22 protein-coding genes are annotated in these 21,045 nt (G+C 52.3%); 13 read left to right on the plus strand and 9 right to left on the minus strand.

Features of this window, described 5'->3' with window-relative positions; translation table 11 throughout:
• Positions 1-4: 4 nt before the first annotated feature.
• Both J6J28_RS07945 and J6J28_RS07950 read left to right on the plus strand, forming a co-directional pair.
• Positions 5-637: a YigZ family protein gene (locus J6J28_RS07945; protein WP_301720945.1), complete on the plus strand. Its 633-nt coding sequence runs from the start codon at positions 5-7 to the stop codon at positions 635-637.
• The gene (locus tag J6J28_RS07950) at positions 628-2,079 is read left to right on the plus strand and encodes a TrkH family potassium uptake protein (RefSeq protein ID WP_301720946.1); all 1,452 of its coding nucleotides are present in this window, start codon (positions 628-630) and stop codon (positions 2,077-2,079) included. The genes J6J28_RS07945 and J6J28_RS07950 overlap by 10 nt, the downstream gene beginning before the upstream one ends.
• Here J6J28_RS07950 and trkA read toward each other — a convergent pair.
• From trkA to def, 4 genes are read right to left on the minus strand one after another with little or no spacing between them, the layout of a single operon-like run.
• Positions 2,076-3,452 (minus strand): Trk system potassium transporter TrkA, encoded by a 1,377-nt coding sequence (gene trkA / locus J6J28_RS07955; RefSeq protein WP_301720947.1) that lies wholly within the window; start codon positions 3,450-3,452, stop codon positions 2,076-2,078. The two genes, J6J28_RS07950 and trkA, sit on opposite strands and share 4 nt — an antisense overlap.
• Positions 3,449-4,753: a 16S rRNA (cytosine(967)-C(5))-methyltransferase RsmB gene (rsmB, locus tag J6J28_RS07960; RefSeq protein ID WP_301720948.1), complete on the minus strand. Its 1,305-nt coding sequence runs from the start codon at positions 4,751-4,753 to the stop codon at positions 3,449-3,451. The genes trkA and rsmB overlap by 4 nt, the downstream gene beginning before the upstream one ends.
• On the minus strand, positions 4,746-5,699 hold the full coding sequence (fmt, locus tag J6J28_RS07965) for a methionyl-tRNA formyltransferase (RefSeq protein ID WP_301720949.1): 954 nt from the start codon (positions 5,697-5,699) through the stop codon (positions 4,746-4,748). Before fmt ends, rsmB begins: the two co-directional genes overlap by 8 nt.
• A complete protein-coding gene (gene def / locus J6J28_RS07970; RefSeq protein ID WP_301720950.1) occupies positions 5,699-6,205 on the minus strand; it encodes a peptide deformylase in 507 nt (168 codons plus the stop codon). Before def ends, fmt begins: the two co-directional genes overlap by 1 nt.
• An 81-nt stretch (positions 6,206-6,286) precedes the next feature.
• Between def and J6J28_RS07975 the strand changes: the two genes are divergently transcribed.
• From J6J28_RS07975 to hemF, 6 genes are read left to right on the plus strand one after another with little or no spacing between them, the layout of a single operon-like run.
• Positions 6,287-7,399, plus strand: coding sequence for a LysM peptidoglycan-binding domain-containing protein (locus J6J28_RS07975; RefSeq protein ID WP_301720951.1), 1,113 nt, complete (start codon positions 6,287-6,289; stop codon positions 7,397-7,399).
• Positions 7,400-7,430: 31 nt separating this feature from the next.
• Positions 7,431-8,459, plus strand: coding sequence for a DNA-processing protein DprA (gene dprA, locus J6J28_RS07980; RefSeq protein ID WP_301720952.1), 1,029 nt, complete (start codon positions 7,431-7,433; stop codon positions 8,457-8,459).
• Between the two features lie 2 nt (positions 8,460-8,461).
• A complete protein-coding gene (locus J6J28_RS07985) occupies positions 8,462-8,935 on the plus strand; it encodes a DUF494 family protein (protein WP_301720953.1) in 474 nt (157 codons plus the stop codon).
• Positions 8,936-9,331, plus strand: a complete 396-nt coding sequence (locus J6J28_RS07990; protein WP_301720955.1) for a DNA topoisomerase family protein — start codon at positions 8,936-8,938, stop codon at positions 9,329-9,331.
• A gap of 18 nt (positions 9,332-9,349) precedes the next feature.
• Positions 9,350-9,901: an L-threonylcarbamoyladenylate synthase type 1 TsaC gene (gene tsaC / locus J6J28_RS07995; RefSeq protein ID WP_301720956.1), complete on the plus strand. Its 552-nt coding sequence runs from the start codon at positions 9,350-9,352 to the stop codon at positions 9,899-9,901.
• 1 nt (position 9,902) lies between these two features.
• Positions 9,903-10,820 carry an oxygen-dependent coproporphyrinogen oxidase gene (hemF, locus tag J6J28_RS08000; protein ID WP_301720957.1) on the plus strand — a complete coding sequence of 306 codons (918 nt, stop codon included), beginning with the start codon at positions 9,903-9,905 and terminating at the stop codon, positions 10,818-10,820.
• Here the strand turns inward: hemF and J6J28_RS08005 are convergent.
• Complete coding sequence (locus J6J28_RS08005) at positions 10,817-11,233, minus strand: group II truncated hemoglobin (RefSeq protein ID WP_301720959.1); 417 nt, start codon at positions 11,231-11,233, stop codon at positions 10,817-10,819. The two genes, hemF and J6J28_RS08005, sit on opposite strands and share 4 nt — an antisense overlap.
• On the opposite strand from J6J28_RS08005, the gene aroE reads away from it, so the two are divergent.
• Positions 11,232-12,065: a shikimate dehydrogenase gene (gene aroE, locus J6J28_RS08010; protein ID WP_301720960.1), complete on the plus strand. Its 834-nt coding sequence runs from the start codon at positions 11,232-11,234 to the stop codon at positions 12,063-12,065. The two genes, J6J28_RS08005 and aroE, sit on opposite strands and share 2 nt — an antisense overlap.
• Positions 12,066-12,082: 17 nt before the next feature.
• Here the strand turns inward: aroE and J6J28_RS08015 are convergent, their stop codons facing one another.
• Positions 12,083-12,334, minus strand: coding sequence for a hypothetical protein (locus J6J28_RS08015; RefSeq protein WP_301720961.1), 252 nt, complete (start codon positions 12,332-12,334; stop codon positions 12,083-12,085).
• Between the two features lie 570 nt (positions 12,335-12,904).
• On the opposite strand from J6J28_RS08015, the gene polA reads away from it, so the two are divergent.
• Complete coding sequence (polA, locus tag J6J28_RS08020; protein WP_301720962.1) at positions 12,905-15,682, plus strand: DNA polymerase I; 2,778 nt, start codon at positions 12,905-12,907, stop codon at positions 15,680-15,682.
• Positions 15,683-15,875: 193 nt separating this feature from the next.
• Here polA and J6J28_RS08025 read toward each other — a convergent pair whose 3' ends face one another.
• Both J6J28_RS08025 and yihA read right to left on the minus strand, forming a co-directional pair.
• The gene (locus J6J28_RS08025; RefSeq protein WP_301720964.1) at positions 15,876-16,778 is read right to left on the minus strand and encodes a DMT family transporter; all 903 of its coding nucleotides are present in this window, start codon (positions 16,776-16,778) and stop codon (positions 15,876-15,878) included.
• On the minus strand, positions 16,768-17,418 hold the full coding sequence (gene yihA, locus J6J28_RS08030) for a ribosome biogenesis GTP-binding protein YihA/YsxC (protein ID WP_301720965.1): 651 nt from the start codon (positions 17,416-17,418) through the stop codon (positions 16,768-16,770). The genes J6J28_RS08025 and yihA overlap by 11 nt, the downstream gene beginning before the upstream one ends.
• 113 nt (positions 17,419-17,531) lie before the next feature.
• Between yihA and J6J28_RS08035 the strand changes: the two genes are divergently transcribed.
• The 3 genes from J6J28_RS08035 to J6J28_RS08045 all read left to right on the plus strand — a co-directional run bounded on the left by J6J28_RS08035 (position 17,532) and on the right by J6J28_RS08045 (position 19,612).
• On the plus strand, positions 17,532-18,158 hold the full coding sequence (locus tag J6J28_RS08035; RefSeq protein ID WP_301720966.1) for a c-type cytochrome: 627 nt from the start codon (positions 17,532-17,534) through the stop codon (positions 18,156-18,158).
• A gap of 532 nt (positions 18,159-18,690) precedes the next feature.
• Positions 18,691-19,161 (plus strand): Der GTPase-activating protein YihI, encoded by a 471-nt coding sequence (yihI, locus tag J6J28_RS08040; RefSeq protein WP_301720967.1) that lies wholly within the window; start codon positions 18,691-18,693, stop codon positions 19,159-19,161.
• Positions 19,154-19,612 (plus strand): DUF2489 domain-containing protein, encoded by a 459-nt coding sequence (locus tag J6J28_RS08045; protein ID WP_301720968.1) that lies wholly within the window; start codon positions 19,154-19,156, stop codon positions 19,610-19,612. Before yihI ends, J6J28_RS08045 begins: the two co-directional genes overlap by 8 nt.
• Here the strand turns inward: J6J28_RS08045 and J6J28_RS08050 are convergent.
• Entirely contained in the window at positions 19,605-20,903 is a 1,299-nt protein-coding gene (locus J6J28_RS08050) for a metal-dependent hydrolase family protein (RefSeq protein ID WP_301721094.1), read from the minus strand. The two genes, J6J28_RS08045 and J6J28_RS08050, sit on opposite strands and share 8 nt — an antisense overlap.
• Positions 20,904-21,045 lie beyond the last annotated feature (142 nt).

The raw sequence follows: 21,045 nt of genomic DNA on the forward strand, positions 1-21,045 counted from the left end.
GGCTATGACACAGTATTTGATTCCGGCGGCGCCATGCACCCACGAGATTGAGATTAAACACAGTCGCTTCATTACCTCGGTCCAGCAGGTAACGTCTGCGAGCCAGCATCAGGCGCATATTCGCTTTTGTCAGCAGCAATGGCCGGGCGCGAACCATTATTGCAGTGCTGCTATCTATGCGGCTCCCGACCACAGTCAGAGTTACGCCATGAGCGACGATGGCGAGCCCAGCGGTACAGCCGGGCGGCCAATGTTGCAAGTGTTACTGAACAGTGGACTGGGCGAGGTGTCGGTGGTCGTAGTGCGTTACTTTGGCGGTATCAAGTTAGGCACAGGTGGGCTCCAGCGCGCCTATACGCAGGCGACTCTGGAGGCATTGAAGATGACGTCGCAAAGTCAGAAAATAGTGCGCAAAACTGCCTATTTACACTACGATTATGCAGATCAAAAAGTTGTCACGCATTGTCTGGCGCAGTACGATGCCATAACAGAACAACACAATTTCGCGGCAACTATCGAACAGCAGGTCGCTTTGCCTGAACAGCTGTTTGAAGATCTCGCTACGGCCTTAAAAAACGCAACACAAGGGCGTGTTGCACTAAAAAAACGTCAAACTGGGGATAATTCGTGCGCCTAAGAGGAATTCTTCGTGTTCTGGGGCTGTTAATTTGCGTATTCAGCTTAAGCTTGCTGCCGCCAGCTGCTGTTGCTCTGATCTACGGCGATGGCGGGGGGAGCGCATTTACTTTAGCGTTTGCCATTAGCCTGATCATTGGTTTTCTGGTTTGGTACCCGAACCGAAACGAACATGCTGACCTGAAGGTTCGCGATGGCTTCCTGCTCACGGTCCTGTTCTGGACGGTGTTGGGCATGGTCGGGGTGATGCCGTTATGGTTCGCGCAGGAGTTACCCCTGTCATTTACCGATGCGGTATTTGAGTCTTTCTCCGGGCTGACCACAACCGGAGCGACGGTCATTCAGGGCCTGGAAACGCTGCCACACAGTATTTTATTCTACCGTCAACAGCTGCAGTGGCTCGGCGGTATGGGTATCATCGTGTTAGCGGTGGCAATTCTGCCTATGCTTGGAATCGGTGGTATGCAGCTCTACCGCGCCGAAATCCCCGGACCGCAGAAAGATGCCAAAATGACACCGCGTATCGCGGATACCGCTAAGCACCTGTGGTACATCTATGTCGCCCTGACTGCGGCCTGCGCGACGGCCTATCATTTGGCCGGGATGAACTGGTTTGATGCTATCGGCCATGCGTTTTCAACGATCGCAGTGGGGGGCTTCAGTACCTATGACGCCAGCATGGGCTACTTCGATAGCAGCACGATTAACACCATTTGTGTGGTGTTCTTGTTGTTGTCCTCGGTAAACTTCGCCATTCACTATGCGGCCATTACCGGCCGCTCGCTCATGAGTTACGTGCGTGACCCCGAAGTGAAAGCCTTTCTTGGCATTCAGCTGGCGTTGCTGTTGGTGGTATTTGCTACGGTGCTGGTCCATAAAGAGTTTGCTGATACTGGCACAGCCTTCAACCAGGCCATGTTCCAGTCGGTATCGATAAGCACCACCGCAGGATTTGCCACCACAGACTTCTCCGCCTGGCCTTTATTTCTGCCGTTACTGCTTGTTTTTGCAAGTTTCATAGGCGGTTGCGCAAGTTCAACCGCAGGTGGCTTGAAAGTGGTGCGGGTTGTGCTTCTGTTCCGACAAGGCGTACGTGAACTCAACCGGCTGGTGCATCCGGCGGGGGTTTACACCGTGAAGCTAGGTAACCGCATATTGCCACAGCGTGTGGTTGAGGCCGTATGGGGCTTCTTTGCCGCGTATGCTCTGGTGTTTGTGGTGGTGATGCTGGGCTTACTGGCGACCGGATTGGATGATATTACTGCCTTTTCGGCAACGGCGGCCTGTTTAAATAATCTGGGTCCGGGCCTGGGGGATGTTGCTGCAAACTACGCGACCATTCCCGATGCTGCGAAATGGCTGCTGGTGATCGCGATGTTGTTCGGCCGGCTTGAAATTTTTACCATCCTGGTGCTGCTCACGCCGACCTTCTGGCGCTCTTAGAAGAACAGAGCGCTTGGCTGGAACAGGCGCTCAACTTCGCGCACGTATTTCTTATCCACTAAAAAGAGAATGACATGGTCGTCAGCGTGCAACACCGTGTCATCATGGGCAATCATGACCTCATGCCCACGCACAATCGCGCCAATGGTTGTGCCCGGCGGCAGCTTGATTTCACTGATCGATTTACCCACCACTTTTGAAGTTTTCTCATCACCATGAGCGATAGCTTCGATGGCCTCAGCGGCACCTTTACGCAGCGAGTAGGCATTGACGATATCGCCTTTGCGGATCAGTGACAGCAACGCAGATACTGTGGCTCGTTGTGGCGAGATTGCGATATCAATAACGTCATCCTGCACCAAATCCACATAGGCCTGGCGCTGGATCAGCACCATGGTTTTCTTTGCACCCATTTTTTTCGCCAGCATAGCGGACATGATGTTGGCTTCGTCGTCATTGGTGACGGCAATGAAGACATCAACGTCTTCAATATGCTCGTCACTCAGCAGCCGGCTCTCTGAGGCGTCGCCCTCAAGAATTGTGGTGTGGCGCAGACTCTCGTTGAGAATTTCGCCACGCGCCGGGTTTCGTTCGATGAGTTTAACGTGGTGGTTGTCTTCCAGCAGTCGAGCCAGGCCTGCGCCAATATTACCACCGCCGGCAATCATGATGCGGCGATACTGATGCTCAAGCTTCTGCATTTCTTCCATGACCATGCGCACGTAACGAGTGTCGGTGATGAAGAAAACTTCGTCGCCGGCTTCAATAATGGTGGTCCCCATGGGACGGATAGGTTTGCCCTGACGGAAAATAGCTGCCACCCGGGTTTCAACGTTCGGCATGTGTTCTTTCAGTGAGGAAATCGCATGCCCCACCAGCTTACCGCCGTAATAGGCTTTGACCGCAACCAGGCTGGCGCGGCCGCCGGCGAACTCCATCACCTGCAGGGCGCCAGGGTAATCGACCAGCCGTTTTATGTAGTGCGTTACCTGTTGCTCTGGAGAGATGGTATGGTCAACGGGAACATCATCTTTATGGAACAGCTGGTCTTTGAAATCGATGTATTCTTCGGAACGGATCCGGGCAATACGTTTCGGCGTACGGAACAGGGTATAGGCAATTTGGCATGCCATCATATTGGTTTCGTCACTTGGCGTAACTGCGATGAGCATGTCAGCGTCTTCGCAGCCCGCGTTGCGCAGAACTCTTGGATGCGCACCATGACCTTGTACCGTACGAATGTCGTTGCGGTCCGAGAGTTCTCCTAAGCGAGCCATGTCGGTATCGACAATGGTAATGTCATTGTCTTCACCGACCAGGTTTTCGGCGAGCGTACCACCCACTTGGCCACCGCCCAGAATCACTATTTTCATTGTTGCTTTTCCACAATTGCGTAAAAGAAGCCGTCGCCATCCTGTTCCCCAGGCAGCCGCTGCCAGCTGGTCGCCCCGTCGGGCGCTGTAGGAATTGGCAGGGCATCGTGCTGGCGCTGACAAAAAGCTTTCACCTGCTCCGAATTTTCTTCAGATACTATAGAGCAGGTTGCATAAACTAACCTACCACCGGGGCGTAATAATGGCCAGAGGGCATCGAGCAATGCCGCTTGAGTCTGCGCCAGCGCACTAATATCTTTGGCACGGCGTAACCATTTAATATCCGGATGGCGGCGGATGACGCCGGTTGCTGAGCAGGGCGCATCGAGCAGGATTCGATCGTACAGTTCACCATCCCACCATTGCTCGGGACGTGCCGCATCGCCGGTAAGGATCTGCGCACTGTGCTGCAGTCGCGTCAGATTTTCTTCGACCCGCTGCAGGCGCTCGGCATCTACGTCCAGGGCATGCACGGTAGCCGAGGGTGACTGTTCGAGAATATGCGCCGTTTTACCGCCTGGTGCAGCGCAGCAATCGAGTACTCGTTGTCCGGGCTGGGGAGCAAGCAAATACGCAGCGTACTGGGCCGAGCAATCCTGCACCGAAAACCAGCCGTCGGCAAAGCCGGGCAGCTGACGAACATCGACCGCTTTTTGTAACTTTAAGGCTGTGGGCAATGCAGGTATGGACTCCGGCTGCAGGAGCTCAGGGTCATAATCCTCAAGTGCCTGGCGGAATTCAGCGACGCTGATTTGTTGCGTGTTCACCCTCAGCCACATGGGCGCCTGAACATTATTAGCCGCAAAGATCGCCTCAGCTTGCTCCGGGTAAGCCGCCCGGATCGTGTCGGCAAGCCAGCGCGGGTGACCGTGTCGTAACTCCGGGTCATCATTAAGTGCGTTCCAGAGGGACTGCCGTTGCCGTTGTAGATTACGCAAGACAGCGTTGATGAGTCCTTTCTGACGGCGTTTTTTCAGCAGCTCGGTGGCGTCAACGGTGGCTGAAACGGCAGCGTGATCCGAGGTGCCCATAAACAGAAGTTGGTAAGCGCCCACTAACAGCAGGTAGTGCAGAATGAACAGGTCTTTCTTTAAAGGCTTGTCCAGAAATCTTGCGAGGGCTGCGTTTAAAAGAGGCAGGTTACGGAGTACGCCAAAACACAATGATTGCACCATGGCGCGGTCTCGCGATTCGAGATTACCAGTATGTTCGGGCAGCGCTTGTGACATTGAGCGCCCATGTTCAAGTACCTGTGCCAGTACTTTTGCGGCTGCGGCGCGCGAGTTTGCACCTTTACTCATGTGCGGATCCCTGCAGCTTAGCGCCGGGTGGCAGCCAATCCGCCCGGCCATTTAAAAAGTCGCCGGCCGCCATGGCTTTTTTGCCCGGTGGTTGCAACTGGGTAATTGCCAACGCTTGTTCACCTGTTTGAATGACGATGCCTTGTTTGTCCGCTGCAACCACGGTACCGGGTTCTGCCTTGGGGTCGCCGTTCACGACGTGTGCCTGCCACACCTTAACCGGTCCCCCAGCTGTGGCAAACCAAGCCATTGGCCAAGGATTAAAAGCCCGGATCCAGCGTTCCAGCGCAACTGCGGGTACCTGCCAGTCCAGCTCCGCTTCTTCTTTACTGAGTTTATGTGCATAGGTGACCTGAGTTTCGTCCTGATTTTGCGCTTTACTTAAGCAAGCGGGTAAATCTTTTAAGGTTTCCAATAAAGCTTCAGGTCCGAGTTCGGCAAGCTTGTGATAAAGCGATGCCGAGGTGTCATCTGCGGTAATGGGTAGTTCTTTACTGAGCAAAACCGGGCCGGTGTCGAGACCGGCTTCCATTTGCATGATGGCTACACCGGTGTGATTGTCGCCAGCCCAGAGCGCACGTTGAATAGGCGCCGCACCGCGCCAGCGTGGCAGCAATGAGCCGTGCACATTGATGCAGCCAAACTGCGGAATACGCAACACCGCTGCAGGTAAAATCAAGCCGTAGGCGACCACCACCATCACGTCTGCGTGATAACTGGCTAACTGCGCCTGGGCATCCGGGTCCTTCAGCGATAACGGCTGCTCGACAGGGATGTTATGGGCCATGGCGACTTGCTTGACGGCACTGGCTTGCAGCTTCTTACCCCGACCGGCAGGGCGGTCAGGCTGAGTATAAACCGCCACCACCTCGTGCGCCTTGCTGTCGAGCAGAGCAGTGAGATGGCCGGCCGCAAACTCAGGGGTCCCCGCAAAAATAATACGCATTAAACAGCGCCCAGGCGTGCTTCTTTCTCAAGCTTCTTGCGAATACGGTCACGCTTTAACGGCGATAAGTAATCAACGAACAGCTTGCCGTTCAGATGATCAATCTCGTGTTGAATGCAGATCGCCAGCAAACCTTCCGCGTTCATGGTAAAGGTCTCACCGTTGCGATCGAGCGCAGTCACCGTTATTTTTTCCGCACGTTCGACCTTCGCGTACACGCCAGGGAAGGACAGGCAGCCCTCCTCATTTGCGAACAAGCCATCTTTTTCTGTAATCTCCGGATTGATAAAGACCAGAGGTTCATTCTGATCTTCACTACAATCCGAAATAAAAAGTCTTTTATGAACATTGACTTGTGTCGCGGCAAGGCCTACACCATTAGAGTCGTACATAGTTTCGAACATCGCGTCGATTGTTTCGCGCAAACTATCATCTACACTAGTAATGGGTTCTGCGACGGTGCGTAAACGCTCGTCTGGATATTTTAAAATAGTTAAATTAGTCATAACTCGTCATTCGTTAGTTTCATCTTTGCCAATTTTAACGTAATTTGGGGATGAAAACACGAGTTTACAATGGAGCTCCACATGGCTACCTGGCGATACCAAGCGATTGCGGTCATCGGTTTTTTGCTTATCCCTTCAGCAACGGCATCTGCGCCGCTGCAAAATGAGACGTCAGCGACTTCGATGACCAGCGGGGATGTGATTCAATTGCGTGAAGATGCACCGCGCGAATATGTTGTGAAGAAAGGCGACACATTATGGGATATCTCTGCGCTGTTTTTAAACGATCCATGGCATTGGCCGGAACTCTGGCGCTTGAATGATGATATTGAGAACCCACATCTCATTTATCCTGGTGACCGACTTTATTTATCCTGGGTGAACGGCCGACCTCAACTGAGCCGAAAAGAATTCAAGTCGCTAACGCCGGAGGGCGTGTTAGCGGCAAAAGGTAATCCGGTACCGACTTTCGATCGAGCAGCGCTGGCGCCCTTTATTGATGGTCATCATATTGTCAGTGCGACTGAGCTCGCCGGCATGCCGCGCATTCTGGGCGACAATCGCGGAGCTCCCCGGATCAATGGCATGGCGCCAGTTTATATTGATGGCGCGGTTGAGCTAAATGAAAAATACCGCGTCTTCACGCCGGTAGATGAGATCGGAAACTCCTTCTTGCTGCGCGATGTGGCGGGGGTACGTGTTACCTACCAGCACGCAGACACAATTGAGGGTGATTTAATTAAACCCAAGCGGGAGATCCGTCGGGGCGATGTGGTGTTGCCGCCACAGGAAACCAAACTGCCGGAGATTATCGTTGCCAGTTCAGGCGCACCCGTAGACGGCTTTGTGGTTGGCTCGCTGGGTGATGCAGAGAAACATGGTAAGTACGATATTGTCGTGCTTGATAAGGGCAGCATGCATGGTGTCGCTGTCGGTCAGATGTTCCAGGCGCTACGCCCGGGAGTGGATGTCTTCACCGAGGGGCTGAAGCCAGAAGCCGCAAACCTTTACAAACCTTATGATGATATTTCGCGCAAATGGCGCGACACGCAGCGGTTGCCGCCGCGGGCGACCTCAGAGCTGCTGGTGATCAAGACCTATTCGGAGATGAGTATGGCCATCGTAGTGGACGCGCATGAGTGGTTCGAAGTGGGCGTGTACTTTATGCCGCTACAGCTGGCCTCTGACCGATAGTTAACACCTAATTCCGGCACAAGGATGTGCGATGCAACCCTCTTTAACAGAAGTGCTGGCGCTGGCGCGGCTGACCGGCCACCCACGACGCCAGGCTCAACAATGCAGCAGTTTTTCTGCAGCTTCTAAACTATTGGTAAAGCAAGCAGGCACCCAGGAGCTAGAGCTTACCGAACACTGGTTAAGTCAAGGACAGCGGCGCGTCATCCATTGGTTTGAAGCAGATTATCCAGACCAGCTGCGGGGTATCTCGCAGCCACCTTTAGTTCTGTTTTGCGCTGGCAATAGTCAACTTCTGAATGCTCCGCAGGTCGCGGTGATCGGCAGTAGAAAGGGCAGCCCTCCCGCGCAGCATACGGCGCGGTTTTTGGCTGAGCATTTAACCCGCGCAGGGCTACTGGTCAGTAGCGGCATGGCGCAAGGAATAGACCGCGCTGCGCACGAGGCAGCACTATCGGTCGGCCCCACATTAGCCGTGCTCGGCACCGGACCTGATAAGGTTTTCCCAAGGCAGCACCGGCAATTACAACAACGTATCGAGCAAGGCGGCGTGCTGGTCTCTGAATTTGTTCCCGGCACCACCGCCCGGCGTGATCACTTTCCCAGGCGCAACCGTATCCTAAGTGGCCTAGCAAAAGGCGTGCTGGTGATCGAAGCGCAGCTGCGTAGTGGGACCTTATCCACAGCGCGCCTTGCGCTCGAGCAAAACCGGTCCCTCATGGCGATTCCCGGTTCGATTTGGGATGAGGGCATGACCGGTAACCTGCGCATATTGCAACAGGGCGCGGCCTTAGTGACGTGCGTAGACGATGTTTGTAACGAGTTGAATTTTAAACGACAAGCCCCAACTTCTGAAAATGAGCCGGAAAATAAATATGGGCGAAGCTTGGCAAACCCCGGATTGTTGGCTAATGTGGGCAATGAGGCTACATCGATAGACACTATCGTAGCGCGCAGCGGACTACCGGTCGCTGTGGTTTCCGAGCAGTTGGTGTTATTAGAATTAGAGGGGCGAGTGGCTTCAGTCGCCGGTGGTTACATAAAAGTGGGGAGGCGCTAAAGATGTTTGATATCCTCATGTATCTGTTCGAGAACTTCATCCATTCGGATGTTGAGGTAGAGGTAAACCATGACGAGCTCACTGATGAACTCACGCGAGCGGGTTTCCGCCAGCAAGAGATTCATAAGGCGCTGGCATGGCTTGAACGTTTGGCCGATCTCCAGGACAGCCAGGCTAAGCCCTATCTGAACCGTTCTCACGAAAGAACGACACGGGTGTTCACAGCGGAAGAAACGGCACGGTTAGATTGTGCGAGCCGCGGCTTTCTGATGTATCTCGAGAATCTTGGCGTGCTCGATTTCGCGACTCGCGAAATGGTCATGGACCGCGTTATGGAACTCGATATGCCGGAAGTAACACTCGATGATCTGAAGTGGGTTGTACTTATGGTGCTGTTTAACGTACCTGGGTGTGAAGATGCCTACAATCAGATGGAAGGGTTATTGTTCGAGGAACCAGAAGGTCTGCTGCATTAAATGACCGACAACTTTCTTGAACCGCAATCATTGGGCGTACCTTGCCCCCGATGCCAGAAAGAGCTGCAGTTGAAAAAGGGGCGTTTTGGTCTCTTTGTTGGCTGCAGTGGCTACCCCGATTGTGATTATATGACCTCCGCTGATTTCGATCCGGGCACCGATGTAAGCTGTCCGGAGTGTGGCACGGGCAAACTTGTTCAGAAAACCAGCCGCTTTGGTCATTCCTTTTATGCCTGTGACCATTTTCCTGATTGTAAGTTTTCCGTTCCGTTGCCACCTGTGGCAGAATCTTGTCCAGACTGTGCATATCCGATCTTGCTGCGCAAGAAAACGACCGCAGGCGAGCGGTATATTTGTGGCAATAGTGAGTGTGACTACAAATCAAAGATCCGTTAATGGACAGAGGATTCCGGCATGAACTGGCAAGCAGCACGAGATGCTTTTGCACAAGGTGAGTTACTCGCGTACCCGACCGAGGCTGTGTTCGGACTGGGTTGCGACCCCCGCAATGAAGCGGCAGTGAAGAAGCTGCTGACATTAAAGCAGCGCCCGCTGAATAAGGGACTGATTCTGGTCGCCGCTGATTACAGCCAGCTCGTACGCTTTGTCGCAGATTCTAAGATTCCTCAGGATAAACGTTTCACGGTATTTTCGAGCTGGCCCGGTCATATCACTTTATTACTGCCGGCAGCCCCGGAAACACCTGAGTGGCTGACGGGCGGGCGCCCGCAGATCGCGGTTCGGGTTACCGCTCATGAGCCGACCCGGCAGCTATGCAAAGCCTTAGGCAGCGCCATTGTATCGACCAGCGCAAATCTCGCCGGACAGCCCTCATTGACCAGCGCAGCAGAAGTAGAAGCTGCTTTTGGTGACCAGCTTGGCTGGGTGATGGATGCCGAAGTCGGTCGCGCAGACAGCCCATCAAAGATTATTGATCCACTCACCCAAGAGGTTTTCCGAGCTTAGTATGAGTCATCAATCTTTAGACGAAGTTATTCATTACCTGAAACAATTGCAGGACCGTATTTCTGAGGCATTAGAAGAAGCCGATGGCGGTGCGGTGTTTGCCGAAGAGGAATGGCAGCGGGAAGGTGGCGGTGGCGGTCGCTCCCGGGTGCTGCGCGACGGCCAGGTGCTGGAGCAGGGTGGCGTAGGTTTCTCGCATGTTTTTGGTGAACAAATGCCGGCTTCTGCGACCGCGCACCGTCCGGAACTTGCCGGACGTAACTTTAATGCCTGCGGGGTGTCACTGGTGATGCATCCGCGAAATCCCTATATTCCGACCAGCCATGCCAATGTGCGGTTTTTTATTGCTGAGAAAGAAGGCGCGGACCCGGTCTGGTGGTTTGGGGGAGGTTTCGACCTCACGCCGTTTTATCCCTTTGACGAAGATATTAAACACTGGCACCAGGTGGCGAAAGCGGCGTTAGATCCCTTTGGCAAAGAACTTTATCCAAAGTTTAAGGCCTGGTGCGATGACTACTTTTGGCTCAAGCACCGTGATGAAACGCGAGGTGTTGGCGGGCTATTCTTTGACGATCTGAATGACCGCAGCTTTGCGGAGAGCTTCGCGATTATGCGCGCCGTTGGCGACGCCTACCTTGATGCGTACTTACCGATTATCGAACGACGTAAAACCACGCCTTACGGCGAGCGTGAGCGCGAGTTTCAGCTGTACCGCCGGGGCCGTTACGTGGAATTCAATCTGGTTTGGGACCGCGGCACCTTGTTTGGCCTGCAAACCGGCGGGCGCACCGAGTCCATCTTGATGTCGATGCCGCCGTTAGTACGTTGGGAGTACGGTTATCAACCCGAACCCGGTACGCCTGAAGCGCGCCTGTACAGTGACTATTTGCGGCCGCGCGACTGGTTAAACGAGCTTTAATCGGTGTTGATCATATGATGCGCTAAAGCCGTGAAACGTTGCTTTAGCTGCATGTGGAGCAGCTCGTCATGAACCTGCTCGTCCAGCACCTGATACATGCAAAGTAACCATTGATCACGCATGCGCACGTTAATCTTGAAAGGTAAATGGCGGGCGCGCAAGCGTGGATGACCATACTTTTCGGTAAACAATTGCGGTCCACCGAGCCAGCCGCTCAGGAATTCAAAAAACTTTTGGCGAATCCCAGTTAACGGCTGGGCATGCAAGGCCAACAATTCCTTTGCCCGCGGGTCGCTTTCCATGACATCATAAAAACGTTCGGCGATGGCCCGAACGCCTTGTTCTCCGCCAAGCTGCTGATAAAGGGAAGGCGGCGTTTCATTGCTACTTTTTGATTTAAGAAAAGACAACATGACTCAGTTCACGGTATTTGGAAATCCTATAGCGCACAGTGTATCACCGAAGATTCATCAGCTTTTTGCTGAGCAATTCGGGTTAGCGCTGACGTACAGCCGCAGTTTATCATCGTCTGCGACTTTTGCCGCGGCAGTGGCAAAGTTTTTTCGCCACGGTGGAGCTGGCGCTAACGTCACCGTGCCTTTTAAAGAAAGCGCGGCGGCACTGGTGACCCATCTTACTCCGCGGGCGGAGCGTGCAGCCTCGGTCAATACTCTTATCCCGCTTGGTCTTGGCCAGCTAGCCGGCGACACCACCGATGGTCTGGGTCTTTGCCGTGATCTGCAACGGCTAACCCAACAAAAAACGCCTGCGGCCCGGGTGCTGGTTATTGGCGGCGGAGGGGCCGCGCGCAGCGTGATAGAACCCTTGCAGGAACTTGGTTGTGAAGTCGTCATAAGTAATCGTAGCCGCGACCGGGTGCAACCCCTAACGACGGTTTTTGAAGGCTTGGAAATTCTTGATTTCGCCGAACTTGAGCGACCTCCGACGGACGTCTTTAAAGGTTCTCAGTGGCTTGTTATCAATGCGACGTCGGCATCGTTACAGGGTGCGGAACTACCGATCCATCCGCACTGGTTTGCCAATGCGAATTTGGTTTACGACATGATGTATGCGGCGCAGACGACGCCATTTTTACAACAGGCAAGAAAAGGTGGAGCAGTACAGGTCGCTGATGGATTAGGGATGTTAGTGGAGCAGGCCGCTTTGTCCTTTGCGCTTTGGCACGATGGGTTACAACCGTCGACAGAGCCGGTGCTGGATGCACTGAGAAAAGGACTACGCTAAGCAGCGGCAGCGACCGCCTAGTCGCGAATCGTGATCTGCGGTTTCATGTTGACTTCACCGGCGTGATTTACGGTCGCGTAATCACGTTGGCGTCGCACAACAGCGAGGGGACCGGCGTCAGCCAGGTTGCGGATGAAGGCAAGCTCAAAACCAAACTTGCTCAGCTGATAGACACCGAACTTTTGGTCCATGGAGAGGCGTTCCCACCACTGCGTAGGCTCAAAAGCACCGCGCCGACGTTCTGGCGTCCGCTTTGTTACTGAACTCATGTCATTAATATTCATGGTCTGTGTGTCCATAGCTATTTAATGGCTGTGCAAGTGTTCAATGGATGTCGGTTATACAAAACCTAATATGACGATCTATATAGAAAACATCAACCACTATTTTTTGATTACCAATTGATCTAATGGTCGTCCGAGATCGACTCAAAAGAATCTAAAAAAAAAGAATACGCTGCTGGTAATAAGATTACTTTATGGTAGTCTTATTTCTCGGTTGAAAATTTGACCGAATCCTATCTCAGATACGTAAGTGGCACATGATTCTTCTACGCAATCTTCTTGCAACTGGATCAGAGATACAGATCAGTTTCCACAACTGACACAACATAAAAAAACAAAGCTGTCAGGGAATGGTGAGAAGTTAAATTCCTTGTTTTTCAAAGTGTTACGTTACCGTTGCTACAGGGCCTAAGTGTCTTTCCGTGGCAGGATAGATTATTGTCAACAGACTTATCCACAGCATACCCACATAGACCGCCCGTGCTGATGCTGGCTTGATTCCGCGCCCTGTGGCATTCTTAGCACATCATTCAAAACGACGGCGTGACCGACAGTATGGCAGCAACTAACCCACCGCAAGTCCCCGAGAATCCATTCATTCTGGTGGATGGCTCGTCTTATCTTTTTCGTGCTTTTTATGCTCCTCCACACCTGACCAATTCCGCCGGCGAACCGACGGGTGCGATTTATGGCGTGGTCAACATGCTGCGCAGCTTAATCAAAAAGTACCAGCCCTCGCACATGGCGGTGGTGTTTGATGCGAAGGGCAAGACATTCCGTAACGATATGTACGACGCCTACAAAGCCAACCGTCCGCCGATGCCGGATGATTTACGGACTCAAATCGCGCCGTTGCACGCAATCGTTAAGGCGTTGGGACTACCGCTTTTGTGTATTGATAATGTGGAAGCCGATGATGTCATCGGTACCCTGGCGCAGCAGGCTGGCGATCAGGGGCGGTTTACCCTGATCAGCACCGGTGATAAGGACATGGCACAGCTGGTCAACGAACATGTGATGCTGATCAACACCATGACGGATAGCTTACTCAACGAGGAAGGGGTGGTCGAGAAGTACGGCGTACAACCGCAACAAATCATCGATTATCTGGCGTTGATGGGCGATAGCTCAGACAACATCCCGGGCCTGCCAAAAGTTGGCGAGAAGACCGCGTTGGCAATGCTACAGGGGGTAGGCTCAATCGATGCTATGTACGAGGATCCGGACGCCCTGGCAGAGCTTTCTTTTCGGGGCGCCAAAACAATGCCTGCAAAACTGCGTGAGCACGAGGACATATTGCGGCTTTCCAAAGAGCTGGCGACCATCAAATTAGACGTGGACCTCGACGGTATTAAGCCTGAACTGCTGGAAATTAAAGATGCGGATCGCGAAGAGCTCATTCGTCTTTATAAAGAGTGTGAGTTCCGGCGCTGGCTTGACGAGGTGCTGCAAGAGGGCGCTGTCACCGAGCAGGCGGCAGGAAAAGCACCACCGGCAGCCGCCGAAACAGCGCTGTCTGCGGATAACTACCAGGTGATTACCGCGGCTGAGGACTTTGAGCAATGGCTTGAGCGCTTAAAGAACGCCGACGCTTTTGCGTTTGATACGGAAACAACCAGTCTGAACTACATGGAAGCAGAGCTTGTTGGTGTTTCCTTTGCGATAGCGGCCGGTGAGGCGGCTTACGTGCCCGTGGCCCATGACTACCCGGGGGCACCAGAGCAGCTGGAGCGTGAGCATGTACTTAGCGCCCTGAAGCCACTATTAGAGAGCGAGAAGATCGGTAAAATCGGACAGAACCTTAAATACGATGCGCATATTCTCCGCCGTTACGACATTCGGCTTGCCGGTATAAAAGATGACACCATGCTTGCCTCTTATGTCTATAACAGTGTCGCTTCACGCCACGATATGGATAGCCTTAGTCTGCAATATCTTGGCCACCGCCCAGTTGCCTTCCAGGATATCGCCGGGAAGGGCGCAAAACAGCTCACGTTTAATCAGATCGGTCTGGAAGAAGCAGCGCCTTACGCAGCAGAAGACGCCGATGTGACCTTGCGCTTGCATGATAAGTTGTGGGCTGCTGTCGGCGAGGTTCCGTCGCTGTTGAAGGTGTTAACGGAGATCGAGTTACCTTTGGTTCCCATCCTGGTCGATATGGAGCAGCGCGGCGTGCAAATTGACGCACAGTTACTGGCCAAACAGAGTAACGAAATTGCGCTTGAGCTCGCCAAACTGGAAGAACAAGCTTACATCATAGCTGGCGAAGAGTTTAATCTTGGCTCGCCCAAGCAGTTACAAACAATTTTGTTTGAGAAGCTGGAATTACCCATTCGTAAAAAGACTCCGAAGGGCGCCCCATCGACTGCAGAAGAAGTATTGCAGGAGCTGGCTCTGGACTACCCGCTGCCGGATGTGATTATGCGTCATCGCGGGCTTAGTAAGTTGAAGTCAACCTACACCGATAAGCTGCCGAAAATGGTGAATCCGCGCACCCATCGTATTCACACGTCCTATCATCAGGCCGTTACGGCCACTGGGCGGTTATCCTCAAGTGACCCCAACCTGCAGAATATCCCGATCAGGACTGAAGCGGGGCGACGTGTTCGCAAAGCCTTCACTGCACCTGAGGGTTATCGGATTATGGCTATCGATTACAGCCAGATTGAGCTGCGCATAATGGCGCACTTGTCCCAGGATAAAAATCTTGTCGAAGCGTTCTCGAAAGGCCGCGACATCCACAAGGCAACGGCATCTGAGGTCTTTGGTGTGTCTTTAGAAGAGGTCTCCAGTGAACAAAGACGCCGTGCCAAAGCGGTAAACTTTGGCCTGATCTATGGTATGTCAGCCTTTGGCCTGGCGCGGCAGCTGGATATCCCGCGGCACGAGGCACAAGACTACATGGACAAGTATTTTGAGCGCTTCCCGGGAGTACAGAGGTACATGGAAGAGACTCGCGAGCAAGCCAAACGAGATGGCTACGTTGAAACCTTGTTTGGGCGTCGTCTGCACCTGCCGGAGATTCGCGCACAAAATGGTGCCCGGCGTAAGGCTGCAGAGCGCGCTGCAATCAATGCTCCGATGCAAGGCACCGCCGCAGATATTATTAAGTATGCGATGATCAAAGTCGCTGATTACATGCAGCGTGAGGTTTCAGACAAGCAGGCGTGGATGATCATGCAGGTACACGATGAACTGGTCTTTGAAGTTCATCAGGACCATATTGAACAGCTGCAGAAAGAGCTGGTCAATATCATGGAAGATGCCGTGAAGCTTGATGTTCCTTTAATTGCCGAAGCAGGTGTTGGCGACAATTGGGATGAGGCACATTAAAAAATTAGGACAATTAAAATTTTTTTTGAACTATTTGAATAAGGGTAAGTCAGAATTATTGAAAGGCGCATTAAACGAGAGATTATGGCTCCGTTTGCGAAGTCCTTTCAGAGATGTTCTCTCCCTGGATTGTAAGTTTTTTACCCGGCCTTGTGCCGGGTTTTTTCTTTTCTGGCCTCAAGTCTTGCTGGCGCTAACGCTGATAATTGAGCGGTTGCCGCTTACGTCGGTTGGCGATCCATACACCGGATAAAATTGCCGCCATACCGATACCCTGCTGGATGAAGAAGGGTTCGCCATCAATGATGCCAAGTATCAGAGCGACAATAGGGATCAGGTAAGTGACTGAACTGGTGAAGGTAGTATCGGTGAGTTTCACCACAGTATTGAAAATAATCAGCGCCATGGCGGTACCGACAATTCCCAGCACCAGGATGGCACTCAATGGAAACCATAATTCAGGCTCTGCGACCTGACTGACAAAGGGCGTCGCCAGCACTAAATAGGTGAGTGCAGGAGGCGCCACCAAGAACAGCGAGACACCGGTAATAGTAAGCGCACCCAGATCGGGAATATGATGCTTGATAAGGTTCAGATTCAGCCCGTAGCAGATGGTTGCAGCGATAATAAGCAACGCATAGCGGTTGAACTCAAGCTCGCCAGACGCGGAAGCGGTGATCAATAAAATCGTGCCCAGTAAACCAATCACTACGCCCACCCATTGTTGCAGGCGCGAGGGCTGGCGAAAGATCAGTACGCCGATGATTAAGGTTGCTAACGGGGTAAAGGTATTGAGTACACCAGTGACTCCGGAAGGAAGTTCCGTTTGTGCAAAGGCAAACAAAAAGGCTGGGATGAAGCTCCCCACCAGACCCACACAGATGAGTTTCAGCCAATGATGGGGACGCACAGTTTTAAAACGGCGCAGAATAAACGGGAGCAGGACAAAACCTGCTGAAGCAATACGGATCGCTGCGAGTTGATCAGGGCTGAAGCCGAGCAATCCCTTTTTAATCAGCAAAAACGAGCTGCCCCAAATCAGTGCGAGTAAACCTAATAATAACCAAGCTTTGAGGGGCGGCGTCTCAGTCTGCATCTTGCTCAGTATCTTGCTCGATATCTTCCTCTGTATCGCGGGTCAACCACTCCGTAAGCTTCTTTTCAGCTTCAGGTAGACCGATCTTGGTTAATGAGGAAAACATTTCTACGGTCACGTCGCCGCCAAACACCATCGCGGCTTCGCGCGCTTTTAATAGTGTCGACTTACGCGGACCGGGCTTTAATTTATCGGCTTTGGTAAGCAGCACTAACACGGGGATCTCACAGTCTGTTGCCCAATGCAGCAGATCCTGGTCAACATCGCGATAAGGATGACGGATGTCCATCAGTAGCACCAGCCCGCGGAGGGATTCGCGCTTTTGCAAATACTCACTGAGCGCCAGTTGCCATTTTTCTTTTACAGGCAGAGGTACTTTCGCATAGCCGTAGCCAGGCAAGTCGATTAAGCGTTTCCCTGGTAATACCTCAAACACATTAATCAGCTGCGTCCGGCCCGGAGTCTTACTCGTGCGGGCAAGGTTGCGCTGTCGCGTCAGGGTATTAAGCGCACTGGACTTACCGGCATTAGAGCGGCCGGCGAACGCAATTTCGACACCCGTGTCTTCGGGTAACTGGCGAATATCTGGAGCGCTGGTGATGAACACCGTGGGCTGAAAGTTAAGGGTTGTAGATTCCATGATGTCTTTGATGCTTCGAAGGAATGCGTATCCTATCACGATTAGGCGTTTAATCCTTAGAAGTTTTGTGTAAAATAGCGTCTGTAACTACATCCAGAGCAGAGAAATCGATCATGAAAAAACTCGCATTGTTCGTTGGGTTGTACCTTGGGTTAACTGGCGTTACTTTCGCCGCCACGGGCGACGCTGAAGCCGGTAAGGCGAAGTCACAAGTCTGTGCAGCCTGCCACGGTCCAACAGGCAGCTCGCCATCTGATATGTACCCTAAGCTCAATGGCCAGCATGCATCCTATATCGCTAAGCAATTGCACGACTATAAACTTGCTGCTGAAACCGGCGGTGAAGAAGGGCGCGCTAATGCCATTATGCAAGGACAAGTGGCGGCATTGAATGATCAGGACATCGCCGATCTGGCGGCGTACTTCGCCAGTCAGGACCCGATGCAGGGTACCGCACCAGAAGACGTTGTCGAAGCCGGTCAAGCTTTTTACATGGGTGGTGACGAAGAACGTAAGATTGCGGCTTGCGTTGCCTGTCATGGTCCACGCGGTGATGGCATGGGCTTAGCGACCTTTCCCGATATCTCCGGACAACATACCGCTTATCTCATCACGCAGCTGGAAATGTTCCGCAGTGGTGAGCGTGCCAACGATATGAACGGCATGATGCGCGACGTTGCAAGTAAGCTGACGGATGAAGACATCGAGCTTCTGTCGCAATACATCTCCGGGTTGTATTAAAAAAACAGACTTCGGAATGGCGAAAAAAGCAGCGTTCAAACGCTGCTTTTTTATTTTTATGTTATAGGAAATACAGAGAAAGCCTTTAAAAACCAAGCTATAAAACCAAAGGGAATAAGAAAGCGGTTTTTTAGATCATAAAAATCATTGATAAAAAATCTCGATTCAGTAGTCTGAATGCCATTCCAGATTAAGGGAACCCGCTGCGGAAGCGACACCCAAGGGGTTGAGAAATCAACTTATCGATTTAATCCAGGGAATAAGAATAGGCCAGGAGGCCTTGCTAACCTAGCAAATAATAATAAAAGCAAAGCTTGGTTATTGCGCGAAAAAATAACAATAATAATAAAAATACTCACGGAAGTTATAATTGATAACATGGATGAATTTGACAACCGTTCTCATAAATCGCACGTGCGCTGTGTGACAAAGAGAGAATACACTAGGCGATGCTTCGGCATCGCCTTTTTATTTCCCGCCATACTCAGGTAAACTAAGCGTCATCTCTCTTAATGGAAATTGAGTTCAAGCTATGACGCGCAAAAAGAAGACTCGTAAGACTGGCCCTTTGGCTGCGGCAAAAACGCCCAAGGCTGACGTACAGCGCAAAGCCCACGAGGCCAGCAAGCACAAAGGCAAGGGTCAGAAACCTGGTTCGCGATTTAACGTGGCTCAAGACAAAGCCAGACACAGCGGTTCGACCGCTCCGGCAACAGATCCGCGACTCGGCAGTAAAAAACCTATTCAACTTGTGAACTCGCAAGCGCCAACCCCCGTAAGCACAACACCAAGCTTTGATAGCGCGGCGGCTCACGCTGAACTGCAAGCGCTCGAGCAAGATACCAAACTACAGTCGTTACTCGAGCGTATGGAGCAAGGCGAAGACCTGACCGTCGCCGAAGAAGCTTATGTTGACGAACGCACAGAGCGTTTCGAGCAACTTGCCGAGCAATTAGGCATTGCTTTGGATGATGACGAGGATTGGGAGGACGATAATGAGTGATATACCTCTGTGGGCATGGCTAATTCTGATTGCAGCGGTTCTTATTGTGGCTGTGCTGGCGTTTGTTGCCGGGCGTTTGTTGAGCCGTTTACAGGCGCAGAATAAGCGTCGCGACCAAGCCATTGAGAAGCGTAATGAGCGGTTGTACGAAAGCATTGTTACCATTGCCAAGTCTATGGATCAGGGTCAGTGCCCGTTATCAGAAGGCGCGCTGCGCTTAGTGGTATTGTTGGACTTAAGGGTCGATCCAGGCAAGCCTGATTACGCAGAACGCTACGAAGGCTTGCACACCATGTATGAGCGGATTAAACATATGCCGACGCATGAAGCCCGGAAGAAGTACCCTAAGGCCGAGATTCGCAAATATGATGACGAGCGGGAAGGTTATGAGAAAGAACTGGAAGACGCCATCCTAGCTGACGTCCGCCAGTTATTAAAAGACTTTAGTTAGGGCTGTTCTTCACCACAACTCCGTCTTTTATGACAAGGTCAATTTCGGCAAGGACATTAATGTTTTCCAGCGGGTCACCCTGAACGGCAACGATGTCGGCCCGCTTGCCTACACTCAGCGTACCAAAGTCATCAATCTGACCCAGTAAGGTCGCAGCTTCGTGAGTTGCGGCTTTGATGGCTTCCAGTGGTGGCATGCCAGCTTCTACCATGTAACCGAACTCGCGATAGTTCTCGCCATGATCAAAGACACCGGCATCGGTTCCAAAGGCAATATTGACGCCTGCTTTGTAAGCCGCGGCAAAGGTGCTTTGGATCTTCGGACCAATAGCTTTTGCTTTAGGCTGCACCAAGGCTGGGAAAAAACCGGGTATTTCGGCACGTTCCGCAACAGACTTGCCAGCGGTGATGGTGGGTACGTAATAGACGCCTTTGGCTTTCATTGCGTCCATCACTTCTTCATCCATGTAAGTACCATGCTCAATTGAATCGACTCCTGCGGCAATAGCGCGAAGCATTCCTTCTTTACCGTGCGCGTGCACCGTGACTTTCATTCCGTAATCACGAGCCGTTTCCACGATACCTTCAATTTCGTCCATCATGAACTGTGGGTTCTGACCGCTTTTAGCCACGCTAAGAACACCGCCGGTGACCGTCAGTTTAATCAGGTCAGAACCGTCCTGATAACGTGCGCGAACCGCTTCACGAGCTTCATAGGGGCCATTAATAACGCCGTCAGCTGGAGTTGGGCTGGGGTAGAGGCCTTCTCTGGCACCATTGGTCGGGTCAGCATGGCCGCCGGTCGTGGCGATCGATTTACCTGCTGTGAACACGCGTGGACCGGCAACCTTACCGGCCGCGATCGCGTCGCGTAAGGCAATACTTGCATTATAAGAGTCGCCCAGGTCGCGCACGGTGGTAAAACCGGCCATGAGCGTTTTATTGGCAAAGGTTACGGCATCGAGGGTGACATCTGGGGCGCTTTTGGTAAATTTATGAATATAGCTACCCGGGGCCAGCTGTGAGGTCAGGTGCGTATGCATGTCAATAAAGCCGGGCATCACGGTACCATTGCGGCGGTCAATCACCGTATCGTCGCTATCAGCCTTCTGGAAGCCGTCCACAATGCTAGTAATGCGGCCGTTATCGACCACGATGGTTTTGTTGCTCTGCGCCGCTGCGCCGGTGCCGTCAATAAGCTGACCCGCATAAATCAGTGTTTCTGCCTGAGCTGCACTCATTGCCAGCAAAATACCGGTACTCAATGTCGTTACTATCATGGATTTTTTTATTCGAGCCATAGGGTCCTCTGCTTGGTTGTCTGGATACACCTCCACCTTACGCCCTGCATTGCTGCTAAATCAAGCAATAGCAGGCTCAGGTGTCGCAGAAACCAGCGCAATTAACGCAAGCCGTGGGAAATTGATATACTAG

Source organism: Pseudidiomarina terrestris, assembly GCF_030466375.1.
Classification (GTDB): Bacteria; Pseudomonadota; Gammaproteobacteria; order Enterobacterales; family Alteromonadaceae; genus Pseudidiomarina; species Pseudidiomarina terrestris.

Bases quoted from the DNA above. Each gene is read 5' to 3' on its own strand.
- dprA (WP_301720952.1), top strand. From the start codon at position 7,431: ATGCAACCCTCTTTAACAGAAGTGCTGGCGCTGGCGCGGCTGACCGGC.
- trkA (WP_301720947.1), bottom strand. From the start codon at position 3,452: ATGAAAATAGTGATTCTGGGCGGTGGCCAAGTGGGTGGTACGCTCGCC.
- def (WP_301720950.1), bottom strand. From the start codon at position 6,205: ATGACTAATTTAACTATTTTAAAATATCCAGACGAGCGTTTACGCACC.
- fmt (WP_301720949.1), bottom strand. From the start codon at position 5,699: ATGCGTATTATTTTTGCGGGGACCCCTGAGTTTGCGGCCGGCCATCTC.
- J6J28_RS07975 (WP_301720951.1), top strand. From the start codon at position 6,287: ATGGCTACCTGGCGATACCAAGCGATTGCGGTCATCGGTTTTTTGCTT.
- yihI (WP_301720967.1), top strand. From the start codon at position 18,691: ATGACGCGCAAAAAGAAGACTCGTAAGACTGGCCCTTTGGCTGCGGCA.
- J6J28_RS07945 (WP_301720945.1), top strand. From the start codon at position 5: ATGACACAGTATTTGATTCCGGCGGCGCCATGCACCCACGAGATTGAG.
- J6J28_RS08015 (WP_301720961.1), bottom strand. From the start codon at position 12,334: ATGAGTTCAGTAACAAAGCGGACGCCAGAACGTCGGCGCGGTGCTTTT.
- J6J28_RS08035 (WP_301720966.1), top strand. From the start codon at position 17,532: ATGAAAAAACTCGCATTGTTCGTTGGGTTGTACCTTGGGTTAACTGGC.
- yihA (WP_301720965.1), bottom strand. From the start codon at position 17,418: ATGGAATCTACAACCCTTAACTTTCAGCCCACGGTGTTCATCACCAGC.
- J6J28_RS08005 (WP_301720959.1), bottom strand. From the start codon at position 11,233: ATGTTGTCTTTTCTTAAATCAAAAAGTAGCAATGAAACGCCGCCTTCC.
- aroE (WP_301720960.1), top strand. From the start codon at position 11,232: ATGACTCAGTTCACGGTATTTGGAAATCCTATAGCGCACAGTGTATCA.
- J6J28_RS08025 (WP_301720964.1), bottom strand. From the start codon at position 16,778: ATGCAGACTGAGACGCCGCCCCTCAAAGCTTGGTTATTATTAGGTTTA.
- polA (WP_301720962.1), top strand. From the start codon at position 12,905: ATGGCAGCAACTAACCCACCGCAAGTCCCCGAGAATCCATTCATTCTG.
- rsmB (WP_301720948.1), bottom strand. From the start codon at position 4,753: ATGAGTAAAGGTGCAAACTCGCGCGCCGCAGCCGCAAAAGTACTGGCA.
- hemF (WP_301720957.1), top strand. From the start codon at position 9,903: ATGAGTCATCAATCTTTAGACGAAGTTATTCATTACCTGAAACAATTG.
- tsaC (WP_301720956.1), top strand. From the start codon at position 9,350: ATGAACTGGCAAGCAGCACGAGATGCTTTTGCACAAGGTGAGTTACTC.
- J6J28_RS08045 (WP_301720968.1), top strand. From the start codon at position 19,154: ATGAGTGATATACCTCTGTGGGCATGGCTAATTCTGATTGCAGCGGTT.
- J6J28_RS07985 (WP_301720953.1), top strand. From the start codon at position 8,462: ATGTTTGATATCCTCATGTATCTGTTCGAGAACTTCATCCATTCGGAT.
- J6J28_RS07990 (WP_301720955.1), top strand. From the start codon at position 8,936: ATGACCGACAACTTTCTTGAACCGCAATCATTGGGCGTACCTTGCCCC.